At 56.4% G+C, this 17,995-nt stretch carries 10 protein-coding genes and 1 tRNA gene; 6 read left to right on the forward strand and 5 right to left on the reverse strand.

What is annotated here, in order from left to right:
* Nucleotides 1–592 precede the first annotated feature (592 nt).
* The gene (locus BGO89_07115; protein ID OJX57734.1) at nucleotides 593–1,609 is read left to right on the forward strand and encodes a hypothetical protein; all 1,017 of its coding nucleotides are present in this window, start codon (nucleotides 593–595) and stop codon (nucleotides 1,607–1,609) included.
* 6 nt (nucleotides 1,610–1,615) lie between these two features.
* Complete coding sequence (locus tag BGO89_07120; protein OJX57735.1) at nucleotides 1,616–7,195, forward strand: hypothetical protein; 5,580 nt, start codon at nucleotides 1,616–1,618, stop codon at nucleotides 7,193–7,195.
* Between the two features lie 910 nt (nucleotides 7,196–8,105).
* On the opposite strand, the gene BGO89_07125 is transcribed toward BGO89_07120, so the two are convergent.
* The 4 genes from BGO89_07125 to BGO89_07140 all read right to left on the reverse strand — a co-directional run bounded on the left by BGO89_07125 (nucleotide 8,106) and on the right by BGO89_07140 (nucleotide 14,105).
* Nucleotides 8,106–8,747: a hypothetical protein gene (locus BGO89_07125; protein ID OJX57736.1), complete on the reverse strand. Its 642-nt coding sequence runs from the start codon at nucleotides 8,745–8,747 to the stop codon at nucleotides 8,106–8,108.
* 451 nt (nucleotides 8,748–9,198) lie between these two features.
* A complete protein-coding gene (locus BGO89_07130; protein OJX57737.1) occupies nucleotides 9,199–11,130 on the reverse strand; it encodes a hypothetical protein in 1,932 nt (643 codons plus the stop codon).
* Between the two features lie 1,441 nt (nucleotides 11,131–12,571).
* Entirely contained in the window at nucleotides 12,572–13,837 is a 1,266-nt protein-coding gene (locus tag BGO89_07135; GenBank protein OJX57738.1) for a hypothetical protein, read from the reverse strand.
* A 194-nt stretch (nucleotides 13,838–14,031) separates the two neighbouring features.
* Nucleotides 14,032–14,105: transfer RNA gene (locus BGO89_07140), tRNA-Lys, on the reverse strand.
* Between the two features lie 214 nt (nucleotides 14,106–14,319).
* On the opposite strand from BGO89_07140, the gene BGO89_07145 reads away from it, so the two are divergent.
* The 4 genes from BGO89_07145 (at nucleotide 14,320) to BGO89_07160 (ending at nucleotide 17,152) form a co-directional block, all read left to right on the forward strand.
* Nucleotides 14,320–14,598: a hypothetical protein gene (locus BGO89_07145; GenBank protein OJX57739.1), complete on the forward strand. Its 279-nt coding sequence runs from the start codon at nucleotides 14,320–14,322 to the stop codon at nucleotides 14,596–14,598.
* 131 nt (nucleotides 14,599–14,729) lie between these two features.
* Entirely contained in the window at nucleotides 14,730–15,794 is a 1,065-nt protein-coding gene (locus tag BGO89_07150) for a hypothetical protein (protein ID OJX57740.1), read from the forward strand.
* An 86-nt stretch (nucleotides 15,795–15,880) separates the two neighbouring features.
* Nucleotides 15,881–16,273, forward strand: a complete 393-nt coding sequence (locus BGO89_07155; GenBank protein ID OJX57741.1) for a hypothetical protein — start codon at nucleotides 15,881–15,883, stop codon at nucleotides 16,271–16,273.
* Between the two features lie 9 nt (nucleotides 16,274–16,282).
* A complete protein-coding gene (locus BGO89_07160; GenBank protein OJX57742.1) occupies nucleotides 16,283–17,152 on the forward strand; it encodes a hypothetical protein in 870 nt (289 codons plus the stop codon).
* A 270-nt stretch (nucleotides 17,153–17,422) separates the two neighbouring features.
* Here the strand turns inward: BGO89_07160 and BGO89_07165 are convergent, their stop codons facing one another.
* Nucleotides 17,423–17,707 carry a hypothetical protein gene (locus BGO89_07165; GenBank protein OJX57743.1) on the reverse strand — a complete coding sequence of 95 codons (285 nt, stop codon included), beginning with the start codon at nucleotides 17,705–17,707 and terminating at the stop codon, nucleotides 17,423–17,425.
* Nucleotides 17,708–17,995: the final 288 nt, after the last annotated feature.

Here is a 17,995-nt window from a genome sequence, read left to right on the forward strand (position 1 = left end):
CGGAACTATGTTGGCCATTGGCACAGCATTAGGTTCAATGGCAATTCCACACACGGGATCTGCCCAGGCTTGAGTCATTCGATTGGTGGCGATACAACAATACACCACCGTACATTTGCACAGGAGGTACATCATGCATTCGTTTGCCCAAACCATGCTGGCCATTGGCACAGCGCTTTGTTCCATGGCTGTTCCACAAACTGGACTGGCCCAGGCCGTGCCCTTCGACACATCCAGAACCGTCGAGCTCAAGGAAGCCTTCCGGTATGAGATGGGAACAACGGTATCGAGCCCTTCCTACCTTACAGACTGGTGCGGTGAGCCCGGCCTCAATGTCGTCACCTTCGCTACCGGTAGTCCGCGTAGGGCGCTGACATGGAGAACTCTTCCGCAGCTTGACACCCATTCATTGTCCGGATGGATCGGAACAACTGGGCACTTTTCCATCGTTCCTCTGGACTACGATGGTGTTCCACCTAGCGAGTACATCACAGGGCGGGGAGCTGTTCTGTCGGTCGTGCCATCGACCGATGCGGAAAAGCAGTTCAGACCTATTGATACCATCGGCTGTGTCGGTAGTGAGCGGACATTGGTGGACGTCGACGGAGATGGACGGCTGGACGTGGTGACGAAGACCGTGAGCGCCACAACCTGGTATACGGTGGTTCTCTCGGGCCCTGACCGTGGCAAGGGCTGCGCTCGTACCATTTCATTCCCTGCCGGACCATACATGAACTCGCCCCTTCGGATGCTGCGGTGTGCCGACGGCAAGCTTCGTATCGTTGGTACGGGAAAGAGCGGGAATTACACTGGCGTATACCTCCTGGATGTTGGCGTCGTACGCAGCGGAGAGACGTATGACATCTCCTATTCCGTCGCCGATTCGTTGACGGCCCACAACTTCCCGTCGGATCAGGCGTGGGTGGCAATCCCGCTTGTCGCCGTCGACGACCAACGTGCCGGCAAACAGTATGCCGCCTTCTATTGGGAGGCAGGATATTTCAAGGCTGTGAAAGCAGCTGCTGTCTACGACATTTCTGCGGGAGTACTCACTGAGCAGCAGTACAATACCGACTCCGTAATGCAAGTTGGTCCGCAATCGTTCGACAATACGTTCGACGATGGTCCCGCCGTCGTCGCCTACTTCGCCAAGGGAAAGCACTACTTCGCCCGTATCACCGACCTGTTCCGGCCATTCGCCAGTATTGTCGCCGAGTTGGGTATTGGCCCCAAGCTCTTCATCGATGACCAGACCGGCGACGGACGGCGCGATCTTCTCGTAACGTCGGGACAATTGGATCCGGGCAGGGTCACGGTCTTCGACTTCGACTATACGCGGACGGATGTCCACGAACCCATGCGGGCGGAAGCGCCGTGGGCACAGCTCGATGGCCGTGTTCTTCGTCTGATGCTGGACCACCCGGCGCCTGTCAGTATCGACGCCGTGGATATGAAAGGGTCGTCCAGAACCATCCTTTCGTCACAGACTGATGCGACCGGCCCCATGACGTACGATCTGACGAGCGTTCTTTCACCGTTGCCTGCGGGTCCGTATCTCTTGCAGATCAAGGCTGGCTCCCGCACCACCACCATCAAGTACATCCGGTAGGAACCAATGAAACACTTCATTTGTGCCGTCAGTATTTTACTGGCGGCAGGCTACGCCATTGTCAACGCGCAGAATACGGTCATACCAACACCCCTGCATACGCGGTTCTCGGTCCCGGGCCCTGGGGACGATCCTCTCCGGGCCTACCTCACGTATATGACCTCGACATCGACGTTCGCCCGAACCATCGACGAATTCCTCCTTGGGCATCAGTGGGGGGCGGGGCGGTTCATGAAGGTGAACGGCGCCCTGTCAGCCAACTTCACGAACGAGCATTGGAGTTATGGCACGAACTGGGCCGCGCTGCGAAGGCTCGACACGACACGGCCGAACTACCTCGGGTGGTCACTGAGTGCCTGGGGAGACGGTGAGAACGAGGCGCCGAAAGTCCGCTTCACGCAGCCGTGGATCGGAGTCCGCTACGAACCGGCGGAGAATTCGGGATCAACCCCAACGTGGACCCCGCGTGATGCCGCATCATGGCCCTGGTCGTTCAGTGTGCGGCAGTATGGATCCGTCATCAACACTACAGGCGATCCGAACTATCGCCGGTTCGTCCTGGATACGGCCCTCATCAGCGGTACCATGCCGGCTATGGTTCTCGACAAATGCGAGCCACGGACACAGCTCCATGTCATCAACAAGCATTTCGTAGCGGAGAATACTGGATCGACATCCAGCTATCAATATGAGGAGACCGTCGATGGGCGCAACATGTATCTCGTCATCAATCTTCGGCGACTGAGTAGTACAGAGAACACGATGGATGACACGCCGGTGCTGAAACTGCAAGTCCAGGGCATCCGGAATCGTGCCACTGATCCGGGAGATCGTGCGCCGGTCTATTTCAACTTCACGAAGCAGCCGGAGTCCACGGGTACGTCCATTACCACCCTTGCCGACAGTCGCGGCAAGGTGCTGGATATGGAACCCGTCACCGGTGACATTAATGAAATCATCATCACGCAGCGCCAGCTTCCTGCGGGAAGCGACCGCGATATCACCATCGTCGCCGAGTTCCGCACGGATGGGATCATTGATCCTGTTAGTGGCAATCCCGTTGTTGGAATCTTGAAACACAAAGTCCTGGCACCCTATAACGATGACGGTCGCTACAACCATCTCATCGATACCGTGACGCCGCAGGTGCGGTTCTACGATAATGTCTCGGTCGCTATCCAAAGCGTTTCCCTTGTCACTCCCACGACCTTCAGTGCCATCACGGGTGCGTGGGATGGTGATTTCGCTACAGCCTTCGGTGGCGAGGTCAAGAAGATCCGCGACTGTCTGGCCGATTTCGCCACCTTCTCACAGCAGAAACTGAGGGTCGCCCACTTCTATACACGCGACGAATTCGACCATCAGGAAGCGCTCGGCATGGTCTACCGTGGCCATCTCCTCGACGGTCTCCTGTCCTCCGAAACCGGCTATGCCGGCGAACGGTTCGATGGCTACTATCTGACGAACGACTTCGGCAGGCAGCTCTTCCATATTCTCCCGTTCCGGCAGAAGTGGACCTCGGGCCTTGGCATGCCCGAGAGGTTTACCGCCTCGCCAGCTCTCGCCTTCACGAAGTGGTATTGGGAGAATGACGATCTCATTACACTTGATGCTCCAGACCCGTACCCTTCACTGAAGATCAAGGCAGGGTATCGTCGTGGAGCGGACAATATTGCGACGGCCTTGCCCTACAATGCCCAGTATGAATCGATGATCGCTACCAAGTACTCTGGTACGTTCGGCAGCGTCGTATCGATGAATCCTCCCTTGTCCTCGACCTATCAGCGCGATTCCGTCTATCAGTATGCTCTGAACTCCGATGTCGGACCGCTTGGAGCGCACGAGGCCGGGATCTTCGAGCTCATGAAGCAAACTGGAGGTACACTGTTTACGAGCCGAATTCCCTGGCTTGCGAACTTCTTCTACCATCTTGATCCTTCCTACAAGAAGACGCCTACTGGCAAAAAGCTCGTCAAGTTCGAGAAGTTCCGCCCTCTCACCGGAGAGGAAGTGCGCCTGCAGATCGGTGCTTGCCTGGCCTTTGGCGCCAAGGGTCTCATCTACGACAAGTTCTTTGGAGAAGAGTATGCATTTCCCGATCCGGCATCGGTGCCGAATGACACGGAGGTTGGGTATCAGGCGCTCTGGCCAGGTCTTGTGACGACCATCGACAAGGTCACGGATTGGGATACGCGTCCCTCGGCGACGTATGCGAATATTCTGGCGAAAGACTCCCTCGGTTCCGACTTCATCGTCGCGGGAGATGCCATGAAGATGGATCAGTGGGTAAATATGGCTGCTCTTGCCGATTCGATGGCTCTCGGCGCCAGCCAGACGGGTACGGCTGCCGACCGCATCTATCTTGGCCGGAAGTCCGCGCGTCTTGAAGTCAAGAAATGGCATGATCTCATCATGGATTCTACGACGAAGTCCCTCATCTACAAGATGCATCCCCTGGCATGGATCGGCAAGGGATACAAAACGCTGATGAACGGTACCATGTCTCACATGACGAACTGGATCGACACATCCGCGTTCGCGATGTACAAGTGGACGAAGACACCGAAGTCGGCAGCGCACTATACGATGGTCTCCGAACCGGCGGGCGAGCGATTCTTCGACGTCGTCATTCTCGATACGCTCACCGGTGCGCCGGGAGATGGTGAGACCGTTATCGCTGTAACGAATCGGCGTACGGCACCGTTCCTCATCGATGACGCTCTTTCGGATTCCGTGCGATTCCGTACGACACAGGAATTTGATCAGCTTCTGACAGGGTCTCCTCAGCTCCGCTATCGGCAGATTGGAGCGCGCAGGCTTATGCTTCCTCTCGATTATCAGTTCAATCCCGGTACGCCGAGCCTTCTGCATGTCCGGGAGGTTACACTCGACAATGCGAACAGGCTCGATACAGTCACGGGGACAACGGCGAAACTCGCCATCGATCTTCGTCCAGGTGAAACGAGGTTCTTCCACGTCAAGCGCCTGCGTGCTGTCGATACTGCTGCTGCGGGGTTCCTGGCATTCTCGACACAGAATAAGCTGGTAGCGTATCCGGTGCCGAAATCGGACTACTCGGGATACACGGACTCCATCCGCTATCACATGGTCTACCATCGACGTGACAACGCACCACTGCGTACCGGCCCCTGGACTGTCTTCTATGTCCGCAGCCGCCCATACCGCCGCGACTCCGTTCCTGATGTGGCTGGTCTCGACTGGGAAACGCCGATCAGGCTGTCTGTCGGTACGATGTTATCACGTCCCCGCACCGATGCGGGACAGACGCGCACGCAGCTCAGCAATGTGACGCCTATCGAGTACGATTCCATCGTCACGACACCGTCGTCGACGCTCGACCTGTCGTGCGGATTCCCGAGTATCGTCGTGCGGGAATATTCGTCCAACAGACCCCGAATTCATGTCGTCTATACATGCCAGGACTTGTGGGCGCAGTATCCGAACCGCCAGAACTTCTTCCACGTGGTAGAGAATTACTTCGACGATGCGGCGACATTGAACGCTGGTGTTATCGAGTTGAATGGGCGATCCCTTGCCGTCGTGAAGAAGAATATCGGCCACGACATCGACTCGCTGAAGGATCTCGCAACATTCGGAACGCCTGTCGTCAATGCATCGGGCAATGGGACGATGTACTATGCCTGGAGTTCGTCGAACGCTGGTATTGGCGCCGGAACAAAACTGACGACGCAGCAGTGGTTCCCTCTCGCCGGATCCATCGCGACGGTACCGATGCCGACCATCGGAACACTCGTGGGTGGCGGTGCCAGATATCCGACACTCAACCCATACTCGAACATCGCCCAGGCTAGCACAAGTGCTTCCCTTGCCTGGCAGGAGAACGGGCAGATACGGTATACCCGTCTTAGCCGTAATCCAGCGAATGGTCTCATGCTGCGATTCCTGCCGAGCTTCATCGCCATGTCGTTCGACACCGGGACGCCGTATCCGATCCCGTATTCCGGTGCTGACGCCATTGCCGTCATGTCCGATACGTCGCATAGTGCGGAGTCACGGTATCCTGTCATTGTACGAAGCCTGCAACCGGATACGATGTCGGTGTTCATCAAGGACCCCGCAGGCCCCCTCGGTACCTACAAGTACAATCATGAGAGTATCGCATGGGAGGAGTATCTGACGGAAGACGGCCTCTCGCAGATCCGCTACCGGCATTTCTTCGACATGATGAATTCTTCTCAGCTCCACTACTGGTGGACCGGCAGAACGTATGCATCATGGGCAAGTCTGTTTCATCCCGTACTGACAAACGGCGACGTCAAGCTTGACTCCCTCACTTGGATGGGTCTTGTCGGCGGGACGGTCGAGACGTACGACGACTCACTGAAGATCCTGAGAGGCAATGTTGCGGACTCGGCTCTCATCCTCAACTACAACGTTCTCAGCGACTACGACTTCAATGACCTGCGTACGGCGCGTGACAACATCACATCCTTTGGTAGCTACTGGACGGGCTACAAACAGTTCCCGATACTGAGCACGCAGCAGATCACGCTGCGAACATTCCCCGGCATTCCGGGAAGTGTCGCTCCTCCCGTGCTGCATACAGAATATCTCCGCGCCGGTGGTCCGTGGCCGCATCTTGCCGCACGGCATCAGGAATTCAAACCGCGCGGTATCCAGTCCGTGCGGCGGGTACTTCAGTACACCAACGATCCGACGCCCTCGCTTCTTGCCTCGGCGGAATCGTTCTACAGAGTATCCGAAACGGAAGGATCCTATGATCCACCGGTAATGCTTTCCGGTTTCGATGCCGAGAACGAGAGCTTTGCCATTCGTGCCGCTCTGGATGATGGCAGGACCCTGACCTTCAATCCACCGGTTCCGGTATCGGTTCCGGACTATGAAGGAAGTACGGACATGCGTGCGCTCACCTCAGTCATGCTTGCGCCCATGAAGACGCTCGTTTCCCAACCGTTCAACGTCGGCGATGTGAACGAGCTGCGTACTGTAACGACGGGGCGTCTTCGTGAGAACGTAACCTTTGCCATTGATGAGCTTGATCCAGAGGCCGATACGGTCATCACGTCAACGACTCTTAACCTGCCAGCAGCAGAGGACACCTCGGGTACCGACCGGTGTACATGGTATCTGACGAGTGGTAGCAATCGCCGATATCGCTTGCGTGTGACCTACGAAGGTATGACCCCCATGGTGCGTCATCAGGATATCGACCTGGGCCCAGAGCGGGAACGGTTCGGTAAGGGGCAAACAGCCTTGAACGCCCGTGTTATCGACCTTTCCAAACGGACCGCAACAGTCTTGGACGCGGTATCCAGCTTGTCAGTCTATCCGAATCCTGCCAGTGACCGGGCAACGGTCATCATCGGGGGGAAGGGGATCACTAAGGAAGCGCTCACGTCTGGCAGATTCATTCTTGATGTTGCAGATGCCAGTGGCAGCGTCGTCATGTCGAACGTCGTTGCCTTTGGCGAAGCCGTCGATATCATCGGCTTGCCGACGGGGTCATATCATCTACGTCTTCGCCATGAAGTCGGACAGAGTGTTGTCATTGTCGGGACAGGTATGCTGACAATCGTCCGGTAGACTGCGCACATGCTCAGCATGTCGCCCGACAGCTTCTGCATAAGTCAAAAAAAGGGCACCATGCCAACGCTCCCTTTCACAATTCGCGGCGCACTCTGCGGATAGGAGCAGCCCAACACAGACACCCGCATGGCCTGCGCCATGCGGGTGTTCTGTTTCTGCCCCGTACATGGGCCCCACGACGATGCCGTGGGAGGGCTTGCCGTTATGCACACGCGCCAGCGTGTCCTCTCTGCACGATAATCCCGCCTCCCTTCACGCTGGATTCGGGGTATATGGGTGTCCGGGGTGCTACTTATCCTACCGCGCAAACATCCTCAGCATAGAATCACGGGCCACAGGTGGGCGAAGTCTCGTTCCGGCCTTGTGGCGGAATACGTAGGGCTCTTCGCACCCTACAAGCGCGAATCACCCACACAATCGGGCCGTCCGGTCCTGTTTCAGGGGACTCACGCCCCACTTCCACGCACATCTGGCGATTTGTAAAGGCTTCCGGTGAGCGGTCTTCACGGAAAGACCCATATTCAGCCAGATTTCAGGCGCATTCGGCCGGATAGTGATACCAGGTGATTCACGAGCTGGTCGTTTGTAAGCGAAATGTGGCCTTTTGTATGCGATTTTGAGCGAAAGTGTGCTGATTTGAAGCGATATATAGAGATATCGCACGTAATGATTACGGCACGTCGCCTGGAATCGGGGTGATATTGCCTTGAATTGACCGTCAGCGACCCTACATGATACGTTTCGTGCGCCACAACACGCATTGTTCTATTGAAACACTGCATCGTACCAGTATTATCGCCCTTCCAAGGGGTGTTCCCATACAAGAATGGCCGCCTCACACGAGGTGAAGCGGCCATGAAACTACCTACGCAGTAGTGGAAGCGATGATGTCAGAGGCCAAACGATATTAACGGCCCTCGTCATCGTCGTATTCCTCGTCCTCATCGTCATACTCGTCATCGTCGTCCGAAGTATCGTCGTCGTATTCTTCCTCATCCTCTGAATCATCGCCCTCGCCATCCGAATCATCGTCAACATCGTCCGAATCGTTGTCATCCAGAGTGTCGTCGTCTTCGTCGTCCGATCCATCGTCGTCCTCCAGCCCGTCATCCTCAAGGGTGTCGTCGTCATCTTCCAGTGTGTCCTGGATGTCCTCGTCATCGAGGTCTTCTTCGTCTTCGTCCGGACGGGAAACGACAACGTCGTCACTCAGCACGTAGGTACGCCGGGGGCGTGGCTGCTCTTCGTCATCCTCCGCACCGTTCAGCGTAACCCGCACCCGGACGCCTCCCGTCACGCGGCGCGACAGGCGCGTGGCTGCGCGGTCGCATTCGCCTTTGACGATGCAGCGCCGCGCATTACGGATGGAAGCGTCGAACACCTCATCACCCATCATGCTGCGCAGGGCCTGAATGTAGCGCAGTTGCATGGGAGTATGGCCCCGGGCAAGGTTGCTGACGAAGGACTCCGATCTGTCCAACTCGCGGGCAAATTCGGCCTGTGTGTATCCGGCAACGCGAAGCGTTTCGCGCAGCTCGTCAGCTGTCATAGTGTGAATGGTACTCATGGTACTTGTTCCTGAGAGAAGTGAACAGGTGATCCCGCTGTGGTGGGCAGGACATATGGAAGGCCCGCCGGAGGACCGGCGATGCACGGCGGGTGGTGGTGAATGAACGTGCCCCCCGTGGAAGGTTGGGGTCGTATGGAACTGGTAATGCGGCAAGGATTCCGTCATGATGAAAGAACAGTTGTCATAGAACGTACCCGTGGCGGAATGGCGGTTTGGCGGAAACGTGGCGGAATGGCGGCGAACCTGATACAATCCGAAAACAGGCCGGAAATGATCATTTCGAGGCAATAACAAGCCCTTTTCATGCGAAAACAGCCCGAAAATCATCGAATGGCGATATTCCTGAAGCCCGCTGGAAACCGCCACGTTTCCGCCAAACCGCCATTCCGCCACCAGTGTATCTGCACGCGTTACCCCTCACTCACGATGCTCACGAGGGGGCCTTTCGATACCTGGCCCGGCTACTCCGCTCGAACAAAAGCGGATTCCCCAAGGTCCGTTCCACGGTCCGTCTTGCAACACCGTATTGTTCTCCGAGGCTTGCCGCTTCATTCGTCGTCACTTCTTCCGGCAGGGCAGCATACCAGTCGGCTGTTCTGTTCGGGAGGCGTGAAAGAGCGGGATTCATCTGCTCGGGCAGGTAGCCCATGACCGTACCCGTCGTTTGCAGGAAGTAGTTGGCGAGAAGCGACGCCGTGCGGTAGTCCTCTTCCGAGCAGATCAGAAGGCGGGGCATCTCCGTGCGTTCCGCTTGCCAATGCCGGAGAACGGTCAGAATCATGGCAATACGCATTTCGCTGATGCCGAGACGGTGGATCGCCCCCGACATACTGCCATGATCGTCAACGCTGAGGCCCTTCCAGCGGCCATATCTCACGTTAAACTCCCGTTTCTGTTCTTTTGTCAGCCGAAACTCTATGGCATCCTCTGGCAGGGACGACAGGAAGGCATACAGCTCGTCCACGTCCGGAGCCACGGCACGGATGGTTTCTCGTATGTCGTGCCCATGATTGGTGAAGGGGTCGAGGAAGGCATCTCTACCCTTTACGAGATGAAACAGGAACCGGGACGTGAGACCGTTCTCGGTACTCCGTAGCAGGGGTAAGAGTTGCTTCGGAGTACCGGAAAGAAGAATGGCAAGACGTGGGCGCGGACAGGTCACAAATCGCCGGTCCTGTACGCGGCTAAGGGACAGGGGCTCGTGGCTGAAAGCCTTGCGGAGCGTCGGCGACAGGTCGCCGTGGTCACCGTTGAGAGCTGTAGCCAGGGTATCGGCTTCGGAGTCCGAAATGAGGATGCTTCCGTTGGTGGCAAGCAGAAGATTTATGCTTGGTGCCGTGGAATCGGCGGGAGCGACGAGGCAACGACGCTCCGGCATCACGGGCAAGTCGCTGCGTGGTGCGGACGGTGTTCCCCTCGGTGGCTTCTGCACGCTCTTGCGGTATGCCTCCAGCTCCCGATTGTAGCGGGCCATATTCGTCTCCTGGATACGTGCAAAACGTTCCTCGACGACATAGGTGAGATCCAGCGCATAGCGTGCGATCCCTTTTCCGCTTCCCGCCGGACCGACGATGAACAGGTAGAGCGGGGCGTAGATGACATCGTGATGATAGCGGAAGAAGACGTTCGGCAGGACTGCCGAGGATATGACGATGCAAGCAAGGAGTAGGGTGGACCGCTCTTCCATATCGTCGATACGTTGCACGATACCGGCAAGTGGTTGTGGAAGGTGGTCATAGACGTCGGCAGGGACGACAGGATGAGATTCGGCGCGCGGTGGTTCCTCTTCGTGTGGCACCATGTCCGGCAGTGTCTCCGCATATGCCAGAAGCGTGCCCATGCTCCCGCCCCGCTCCAGATAGTCCGTCACGTCTGATTTCTCCGGAAGCGTGGCATCGAGGTCGTGCAGGTTCAGTACCCGAAGCGATGCCGGAGGGCCATGTTTCAGAAGTGACGCGGACACACGGTTGCCGTGCTTTCGTCCCTTCTCGTCCAAGTCGGGAATGATGAGGATGTCAGCCCCCGCGAATGTCCTGGAGTGGTCGTCCGGCCATTTTTCCGCGCCGTAGGTCGCCGTCGTCGCGACGAGACCCAAGGCGACGAGTGTATCGGCGTCTTTCTCTCCCTCGACGATGACGATTTGCTTGCCGTCCTTGATGCCCTGCAGGAGCCCTGGCAGACGGTAGAGAACGGGCGCAAGCCCGTTCATTTTGCTGGAGAAGGTCGTGCCCATCCATTGTTGGGCAAATACGTCCTTCTCACGATCCACGTATTTGATGATACAGACGCGGTAGAGGACGTTGCCATCCTTGTCATGGTAGAGATGTTCTCGGCGTACGCCATTCGTAGAAAGTGTGGTCATATCGGTTCTCGGGTGTATGGGGAATCATGTCCCGGTGCAGCGGCCCTCCGGACATTCGGAAGACCGCTGCGGTAGATGATGGATCTGCCGTGAAAGATTGGCGTTATCCCTTACCGCGCCCCGTGGTTCGGGCCGGTGGGAAGAACTTCTGGCCGCACTTATCGCTGAAGCATTTGCCGCCATCCTGTGCATCGAGGAGGGGGCAATAACTTTTCGACTTGCCACATGGGCACTGCTGCTTACGTCCGAAGCGGAGCCGCTTCTTGTCTGTGTTCATCGGCCCATCCTCGATGTCGGGCGGTCATTCCTGCGGCGCGGAGTGCGGCGAAGACGCAGCGGGGTATGGTCGTCATCACTGATAGCGTTGCGCTGAAGGCAGGCGTCGAGGTCTTCCCTGCGGAATAGTACCCGTCTACCCATGCGGACACAGTCAATGCGCCGATCCCGAGTATGGCGCTGAAGAGACGGGACGGAGATGCGCAGATAGCTGGCGGCCTCCTTTCTCGTTAGAAGCTGGCCGCCGTCCTGCTTCTGCGGAGTAGCATGGTCGCGCGCAGCAAATGCAAGTTCGACTGCTTCGCTGATAAGATTGCGAAGGTCACGGGATGTCAACCCTTCGAGTAGGGTTGACGTGGTGGTAACGGTGGACATGGGCTCTCCAACCGATATGTGAAGCAAACGCACTGTGAAAATCAGTGCTTGTTAGGGTCCTATCCGAAGAAGTACATCGGCGTTCGATGAATAGATGCGAACTCGTCCATACTTCTGCAAAGCACTCACTTGATACAAGATGCCACCACGCCATCTTGCCATGAATTATGCCATTGACGACAACAATGATCAATGATTGTCTTGAACGGCGCACACAAACCTACAACAAGAATCCTATTGTGGTCAAGAGGTCAGAAAAGTATGGGGGTAAGCCATCTGACTAGTATCCACGCGGATGTACAACAAATGTGATAGCATTCTTGTACTACATTCTTGCTAGCAGATTTGATATCAGAATGTGTGGTCAAGCTTCGCGACTGAATTATGCGTTTCTAGTGTCAATAGGGTGCATTGAGGTGCAGGAAGTGCCATCTAAGTGCGATGAGTTACAGAATAGATAGACATAGATTGTCAAAAACGAACAATTCTTGTGCAGTCGTTGTGCAGTTTCTGTACAGGGGTTCGAAAGTATGGTCCGAAATCGCTGCCCTCGCACGCCCTCTCCGGACCTTATGTGCCTTCGTCCCACCTTCTGCCGACCTTGGCTGCCCTCATTCCTGCACGACAACCCTGAAATGACCTACATTCGGCACGATCTAGCCACAAAACGACGAACGGCACCGGGATCGGTATGAGATCCGGGTGCCGTTTCCACAACATTCGTCTACAATGGTACGCTTGGGATACTCATACTTGAGCGATAACCACCGTCGGAGGATCAGCCCACAGGTCAGAACTTCTCCCAAGCCGTACAAAACATCGGCACAAGAGTGGCTTCCTCGAACTTCTTGTAATGGATGTCTTGAATAGACACGGGTGCATGGCCAAGGACGGCACCAATTGCCGCATCTTGGACACCATAGGTCGCACTGAGCGTTACATAGGTTCTTCGAGCAACGTGGGTCGTGAGAAGTTCGTGCTTGGGCCGCTCGATCTCGACTCTCTCACCTAGTCTACTTCGTCTGATGGTTACCTTGGCGTTCAAGCCCGCTAGTTGTCCAAGTTCCTTCAGATACAGATTCTGTTTGACGTTGCTCACCCACTCGAATGTCCGAGACGGATACTTGGCCAGCAGAGCCTTCAGCGGTGGTATGATCGGGATGACGACATCCTGCTCTGTCTTTTGGGTTGAAAAGCGAATCACACCCGCCGACTCGTCGAAGTGGTGTGGCCTCAGCTTGATGAGATCATCGTAGCGGAGCGCCGTGAATGTCTGCAAGAGGTGGCGGTCACGAGTAAGGTCGATTCGTAGGTTATCGTTGAAATCCATATCCCGGAGCGTTCGTAGCTCGCTCTCGGTAAGCGCTATCGTTTCTCCGTCCTTCTTGTTCCGATGGAAGCGTAGATACTGAAGGTTCTGATGAAGCCCCTTTTCCTGAGACCACTTCATGAAGGTCTTCAGAGACTTGATATAGTTCGATATGGAATTGTCGAAGAGCCCACGCTCATTGGCGAGGTATTCGCAGAACCCTTGATAGAAGGTCTCGTCAATGGTAGAGAAGGAGATCGGACGCCTAGTATTAGTTGCATACGACTCCAAGCCAGTAAGAACGGATTGATGATGGGCAATTGTGCTATCGCTCGGCCGCTTCGTCGTGATGAGCCCATTACGTGTACGAAGGGTATAGGTATCGATGAAGTCCTGGTAGAAATCATAGAACCCCTTCTTCTGCTTGCTTTCAAAGTCCGGCGATAGGTAGTCTAATACCTTGGTACGAAATGATTCGACGTCGTCTTCTGAAAGGGCCTTGCTTCTGCTTCCGAAATTCAGGCCGTTGTACAGTTCGGTCACATACGTAGTAATGGCGTCCAGACGCTTCTGGTTCGCGTTCTGCAACGGGTCAGAGGTGCGTATCTGTTGTTTGTCGTGATTCCACCATGCTGGAACGATGGAGATACCTGTACCAAATCGCAATCGCTGTCCACGGAATGCGATATTGAGCATGAGAACGCTGGCCTGTGAATCGGGCCTATCTACATAGAAAGTAAGGCGCATAACAAAAAACCGTCAGTATATCCATGAAACATTGCGCAAAGACAATGCCTACTGACGATAATACTGACGGTTTTCTTGTATTTCCCTGAGTCTGCTTGTTGCGCCAATGAGCGCGTTGCTTTCTCAAGTCGTTATTAATTCTGATACTTATGGCTTCATGGCGAATCATGAGCGATCAGGAAGAATAATCTGTGTGCTCCCTCGGGGACTCGAACCCCGGACCCACTGATTAAGAGTCAGTTGCTCTAGCCAGCTGAGCTAAGGAAGCGGACAAAAGTACGGAGTTTTTACAAATTGACAAAGACCTGGGCTGGAATTGCATCTCCGTCGCTGTGCCCGCCCCGTCGATGGTGGGACGTCACATTTCCCGATGGATCCCGGAAGTGATACGTGCAAGTACTTCCATCCGGTATCTCGTGGCGAACTCGCGAAGGCTCCCGAAACGAACGAGGAGGAAACGGACATCGCCAGCAATCGGATATATGTTCGCATTGGATCTGTCCGGCACATGTATCGCACGCACCCGGTACGCAATGATCCGGATGACATCCGGCGTGATATCCGAAACGTTGGCAGAGATTCCCGACGTGCAATGCCACCACCATCGATACTACGGAGGGCCGACGTTGACGGTGGCCATCTTCATTCGATGGCATCGGACAGACTACGCCGGTCTGCCCCCCCCACTCCGCGTTGGTATGGGCCCGGCCGCCCTAGTCTTCCATGGACAACGACAGGATGACGGTATCGGTGAAGAGTAGCCGGGGCGACATTCGCATGCTCGGTACCCTGCCTCATATCCGCAACCCCTGCGCCAACCCGGCGGTAGTCTCATGCGACGCCAGGATGTGTAAGTTTGACGCTTGTGACCTAACAGCCGCGCCACGTATCGATGCTCAACCTGCTCTCCCTGTTCCCTCCCCCCTACGGCGGCGTGGCAATCCATGCGGTCCGTCTCCTCGAATGTCTGATCGAACGCAACGTCGACGTCCGAGGCTTCTCCCTGACGGGTATACCGGACACGACACTTCCGATCTCGAAGGTATCGTTGTTCGACGTTGCGCGGGGAATCGGGGAACAAGGCAGCATCGTGCATTACCATAGCGACGAAGGGAACTGGAAGACGGCTCTGCTGGCATCCAGCTACTGGCGCCGCAAACGTATTCCGTACATCGTCACGCTGCATTCCTTCCGGCCACGAGGCATCTTCACCAACGGAATGATCAGGAATGCCCTGCGCCGCGCCTACGATGAGGCCGCGGCGATCATCTGCATCAGCGAGAACGTACGCTCATCGCTCATCGATCTCATCGGTGTACGACACGATCGTTGCACGGTGATTCCTTCCAATCTCCCCGTCTCTTCGTTCGAACGTGGCCGCCCGCTGGATGCATCCATTCCATCCGCATGGTCGAATGCACAGGTCCGGATCGTCGCCAATGCCGGGCGTGTCGTACGCTTCGACGGTGAAGATCTCTACGGCATCGACATCCTGCTGAAGGCCTTCGCGGAGCTCCGTCGTACGACACCGGATGCATCGCTGCTCATCGTCGTCGGCGACGACGTCGTCGACGACGACCTGTACGTATCGTGGCAACGCGCTGCACGACAGGATGCGGGAATCCATCTGGTGAACGATCATACCGGACCACTCCTTCCTGCCGTCCTGCACGCGCATATCGTGGTGCGTCCTACCCGTACGGAAGGTGGACCGAGCCTCACGCTTTCCGAAGCGATGGAATGCGGTCGTATCGCCATCGGTTCGGATGCCGTACCGCGTCTGCCCGGATGTCGCCTGTTCACGAACGGTTCCGATACGGATCTGCTACGCGTTCTTCAAGGAGCGGCGGACGACGCGCGAAACGGCAACTTTCCGGCACCGATCCACCCGTTCGACGATATCCTTTCGCAGTTGCTCATGGTCTATGAAGACGCAGGACTCGACATTCATCCGTAGTCGACCGTCACGACGCACGAACGAATGACGCAGAGCACCGGTTCCGTTCACCGGTGTCATCGTCTTCTGGTCGTCGGATGTTGCGGATGCTGCAACACGGCAATGCGATCGACGTACGTATTCTTCATCGCGACAACCTATGGCCCGCATTGTCGATGAAGCCAGCCTGCCTGCCTGATTCCATCGCAGTCATACGGGATCGCACTATCTTGCTCCCCAACATCGCAGATCGACGAATGAGTCCATCCCGCATCATCATCGGTGTCGTAGCAGTCGTGACAGGCATCACCGTCATGGTATGGCTGCTGGTTACGGCACTCGACCTCATCAGCATGCCTTCGACGCTCGCCGTCGTGGCAGGCGTTCTCATGATCGCCCTCGTACTCGCCTTCCTCGCACGAGGAATCGTCTACATCTCGAGAAGAACGGCTCGCCGGATAGACCGGAACGGGCTGCGTGACAGTGACAGAATTCATTGAGGAAGCAACATGACAACTGGTACGAAGGTCGGTATCGGTGCAGCGGTCGTCGTCGTTCTCGTCTTCTTCTCCTTCGTCGGCTGTGAACGGATCGACGCCGGTCACGTCGGTGTGAAGGTCGACCTCTACGGTACCGACAAGGGTGTCCAGGATGCCGAACAGGTAACGGGCATGGTCTGGTATCTCAGGGCCGCATCCCAGGTCTATGAATTCCCGACGTTCGTCCAGCAGGCCAAGTGGGCGAACGAACAGGTGGAGGAAGGAAAGAACGTCGACAACTCCATCCACTGTACGACGTCAGACGGTATGGCCGTATCCTTCGACGTGGGATTGAACTACATGGTCAAGGCCGACAAGGTGAGCGACATCTTCCAGAAGTATCGCCTGCCGCTCGAACAGATCCAGGAACAGTATCTCCGCACGAGCGTCCGCAACGCCTACAACTCGGTCGCCGGTGGCATGACTGCGGAGAATATCATTTCGCACAGGGCACAGTACGAGGATTCCGTGCGTGTCGTGCTCGACCGCGGCCTGAAGCCCGAAGGCTTCATCGTGCAGCAACTCACGATCCTGGGCAGGATCACCGTGCCGCAACAGCTCGAACGAGCCATCAACGCCAAGATCGAAGCCGTGCAGAACGCCCAACGCGTCGAGAACGAACTGATGCAGACAAGGGCCGAGGCCGCGAAGCTCGAGGCCGAAGCCACGGGTTATGCGAACTCCCTGATGATCAGGGCCAAGGCCGAGTCCGAAGCGAACCGCCTGAAGCAGACCACGCTGACGCCACTGATCATCCAGCAGCAGCTCATCGAGAAGTGGAATGGCGCCCTGCCCCAGTACGGCACAGTCCCACAACTGTTCAGGGACGTTACGAAGTAGCACCTGCTAACGGGAGCCGGCAGTGGACCATTTCCGCTGCCGGCCCATGATACTCTTCCCCTCCATCACGTCACCCTGATACATGGCATCATGCGCGGATGCTCTTCATCATCTGCCGGATTGCTCCGACGTGATACGCAGTGTGGACGACAATGGCTATGGCCCTTCTCTCGTCGATCTCGACCAGCGTTTCCGTCGTTCGCAGGTACGCCTTCATCCCCTCATAGGCGTGGTGGACGTCGCTCGTCAATCACGCCCATTCCGCCGGCGTCACTTCACGTACGCGCCGGCTCTCGTCCAGTCGGTACTTCCGTCGCCCCCCTTCATCCGCTCATGGACGAAGCGCAGGAAGAATCGGAGATGCTCGGTATGTCCGGCGATCGTGGTACCGCCGGATACGGTCGGCGTCGATGCTTCCATCGACGCACGTTCGTCCAAGGTCTCCTGCAACCACGCATCTTCATCCCAATGGGAGAAGCGATCCGGCGTTCCCGGCGGCTCGAAGGTTTCGGTAAGCAGTAGGACAGATTGTTCGTGCTCTTGCGAAGACCACATACCGGATAATGATATAATCTTGATCATGAGTATCGTCGCCATCCCGATCGGCGTCGGTACCCACGTTCATCGGCCCGGCCACCGCGTGCGTGAAAATACGTAGGGAGTGAAAATGCCGGAAACCGGTGATGACGCAGGGCTTCCGGATCGACTAAGTTAGGTTCGCATCGGCAGGGGTTCTCACACCAGAGGCGGGACGAATTCATGCCCGAGGTTCATGCGCATTCGTGCACCGGCCGGATGATAGAAATCGATAGTTTATCGAACCCCGGTTTCGGTGGGTCGGCG

This window comes from Candidatus Kapaibacterium thiocyanatum (assembly GCA_001899175.1).
GTDB classification, from domain to species: domain Bacteria; phylum Bacteroidota; class Ignavibacteria; order Kapaibacteriales; family Kapaibacteriaceae; genus Kapaibacterium; species Kapaibacterium thiocyanatum.

What these genes read in the sequence shown, in the direction of transcription:
- BGO89_07130 (OJX57737.1), bottom strand. Translation starts at nt 11,130, where the DNA reads ATGACCACACTTTCTACGAATGGCGTACGCCGAGAACATCTCTACCAT.
- BGO89_07150 (OJX57740.1), top strand. Translation starts at nt 14,730, where the DNA reads ATGCTCAACCTGCTCTCCCTGTTCCCTCCCCCCTACGGCGGCGTGGCA.
- BGO89_07155 (OJX57741.1), top strand. Translation starts at nt 15,881, where the DNA reads ATGCTGCAACACGGCAATGCGATCGACGTACGTATTCTTCATCGCGAC.
- BGO89_07160 (OJX57742.1), top strand. Translation starts at nt 16,283, where the DNA reads ATGACAACTGGTACGAAGGTCGGTATCGGTGCAGCGGTCGTCGTCGTT.
- BGO89_07125 (OJX57736.1), bottom strand. Translation starts at nt 8,747, where the DNA reads ATGACAGCTGACGAGCTGCGCGAAACGCTTCGCGTTGCCGGATACACA.
- BGO89_07165 (OJX57743.1), bottom strand. Translation starts at nt 17,707, where the DNA reads ATGTGGTCTTCGCAAGAGCACGAACAATCTGTCCTACTGCTTACCGAA.
- BGO89_07135 (OJX57738.1), bottom strand. Translation starts at nt 13,837, where the DNA reads ATGCGCCTTACTTTCTATGTAGATAGGCCCGATTCACAGGCCAGCGTT.
- BGO89_07145 (OJX57739.1), top strand. Translation starts at nt 14,320, where the DNA reads ATGTTCGCATTGGATCTGTCCGGCACATGTATCGCACGCACCCGGTAC.
- BGO89_07120 (OJX57735.1), top strand. Translation starts at nt 1,616, where the DNA reads ATGAAACACTTCATTTGTGCCGTCAGTATTTTACTGGCGGCAGGCTAC.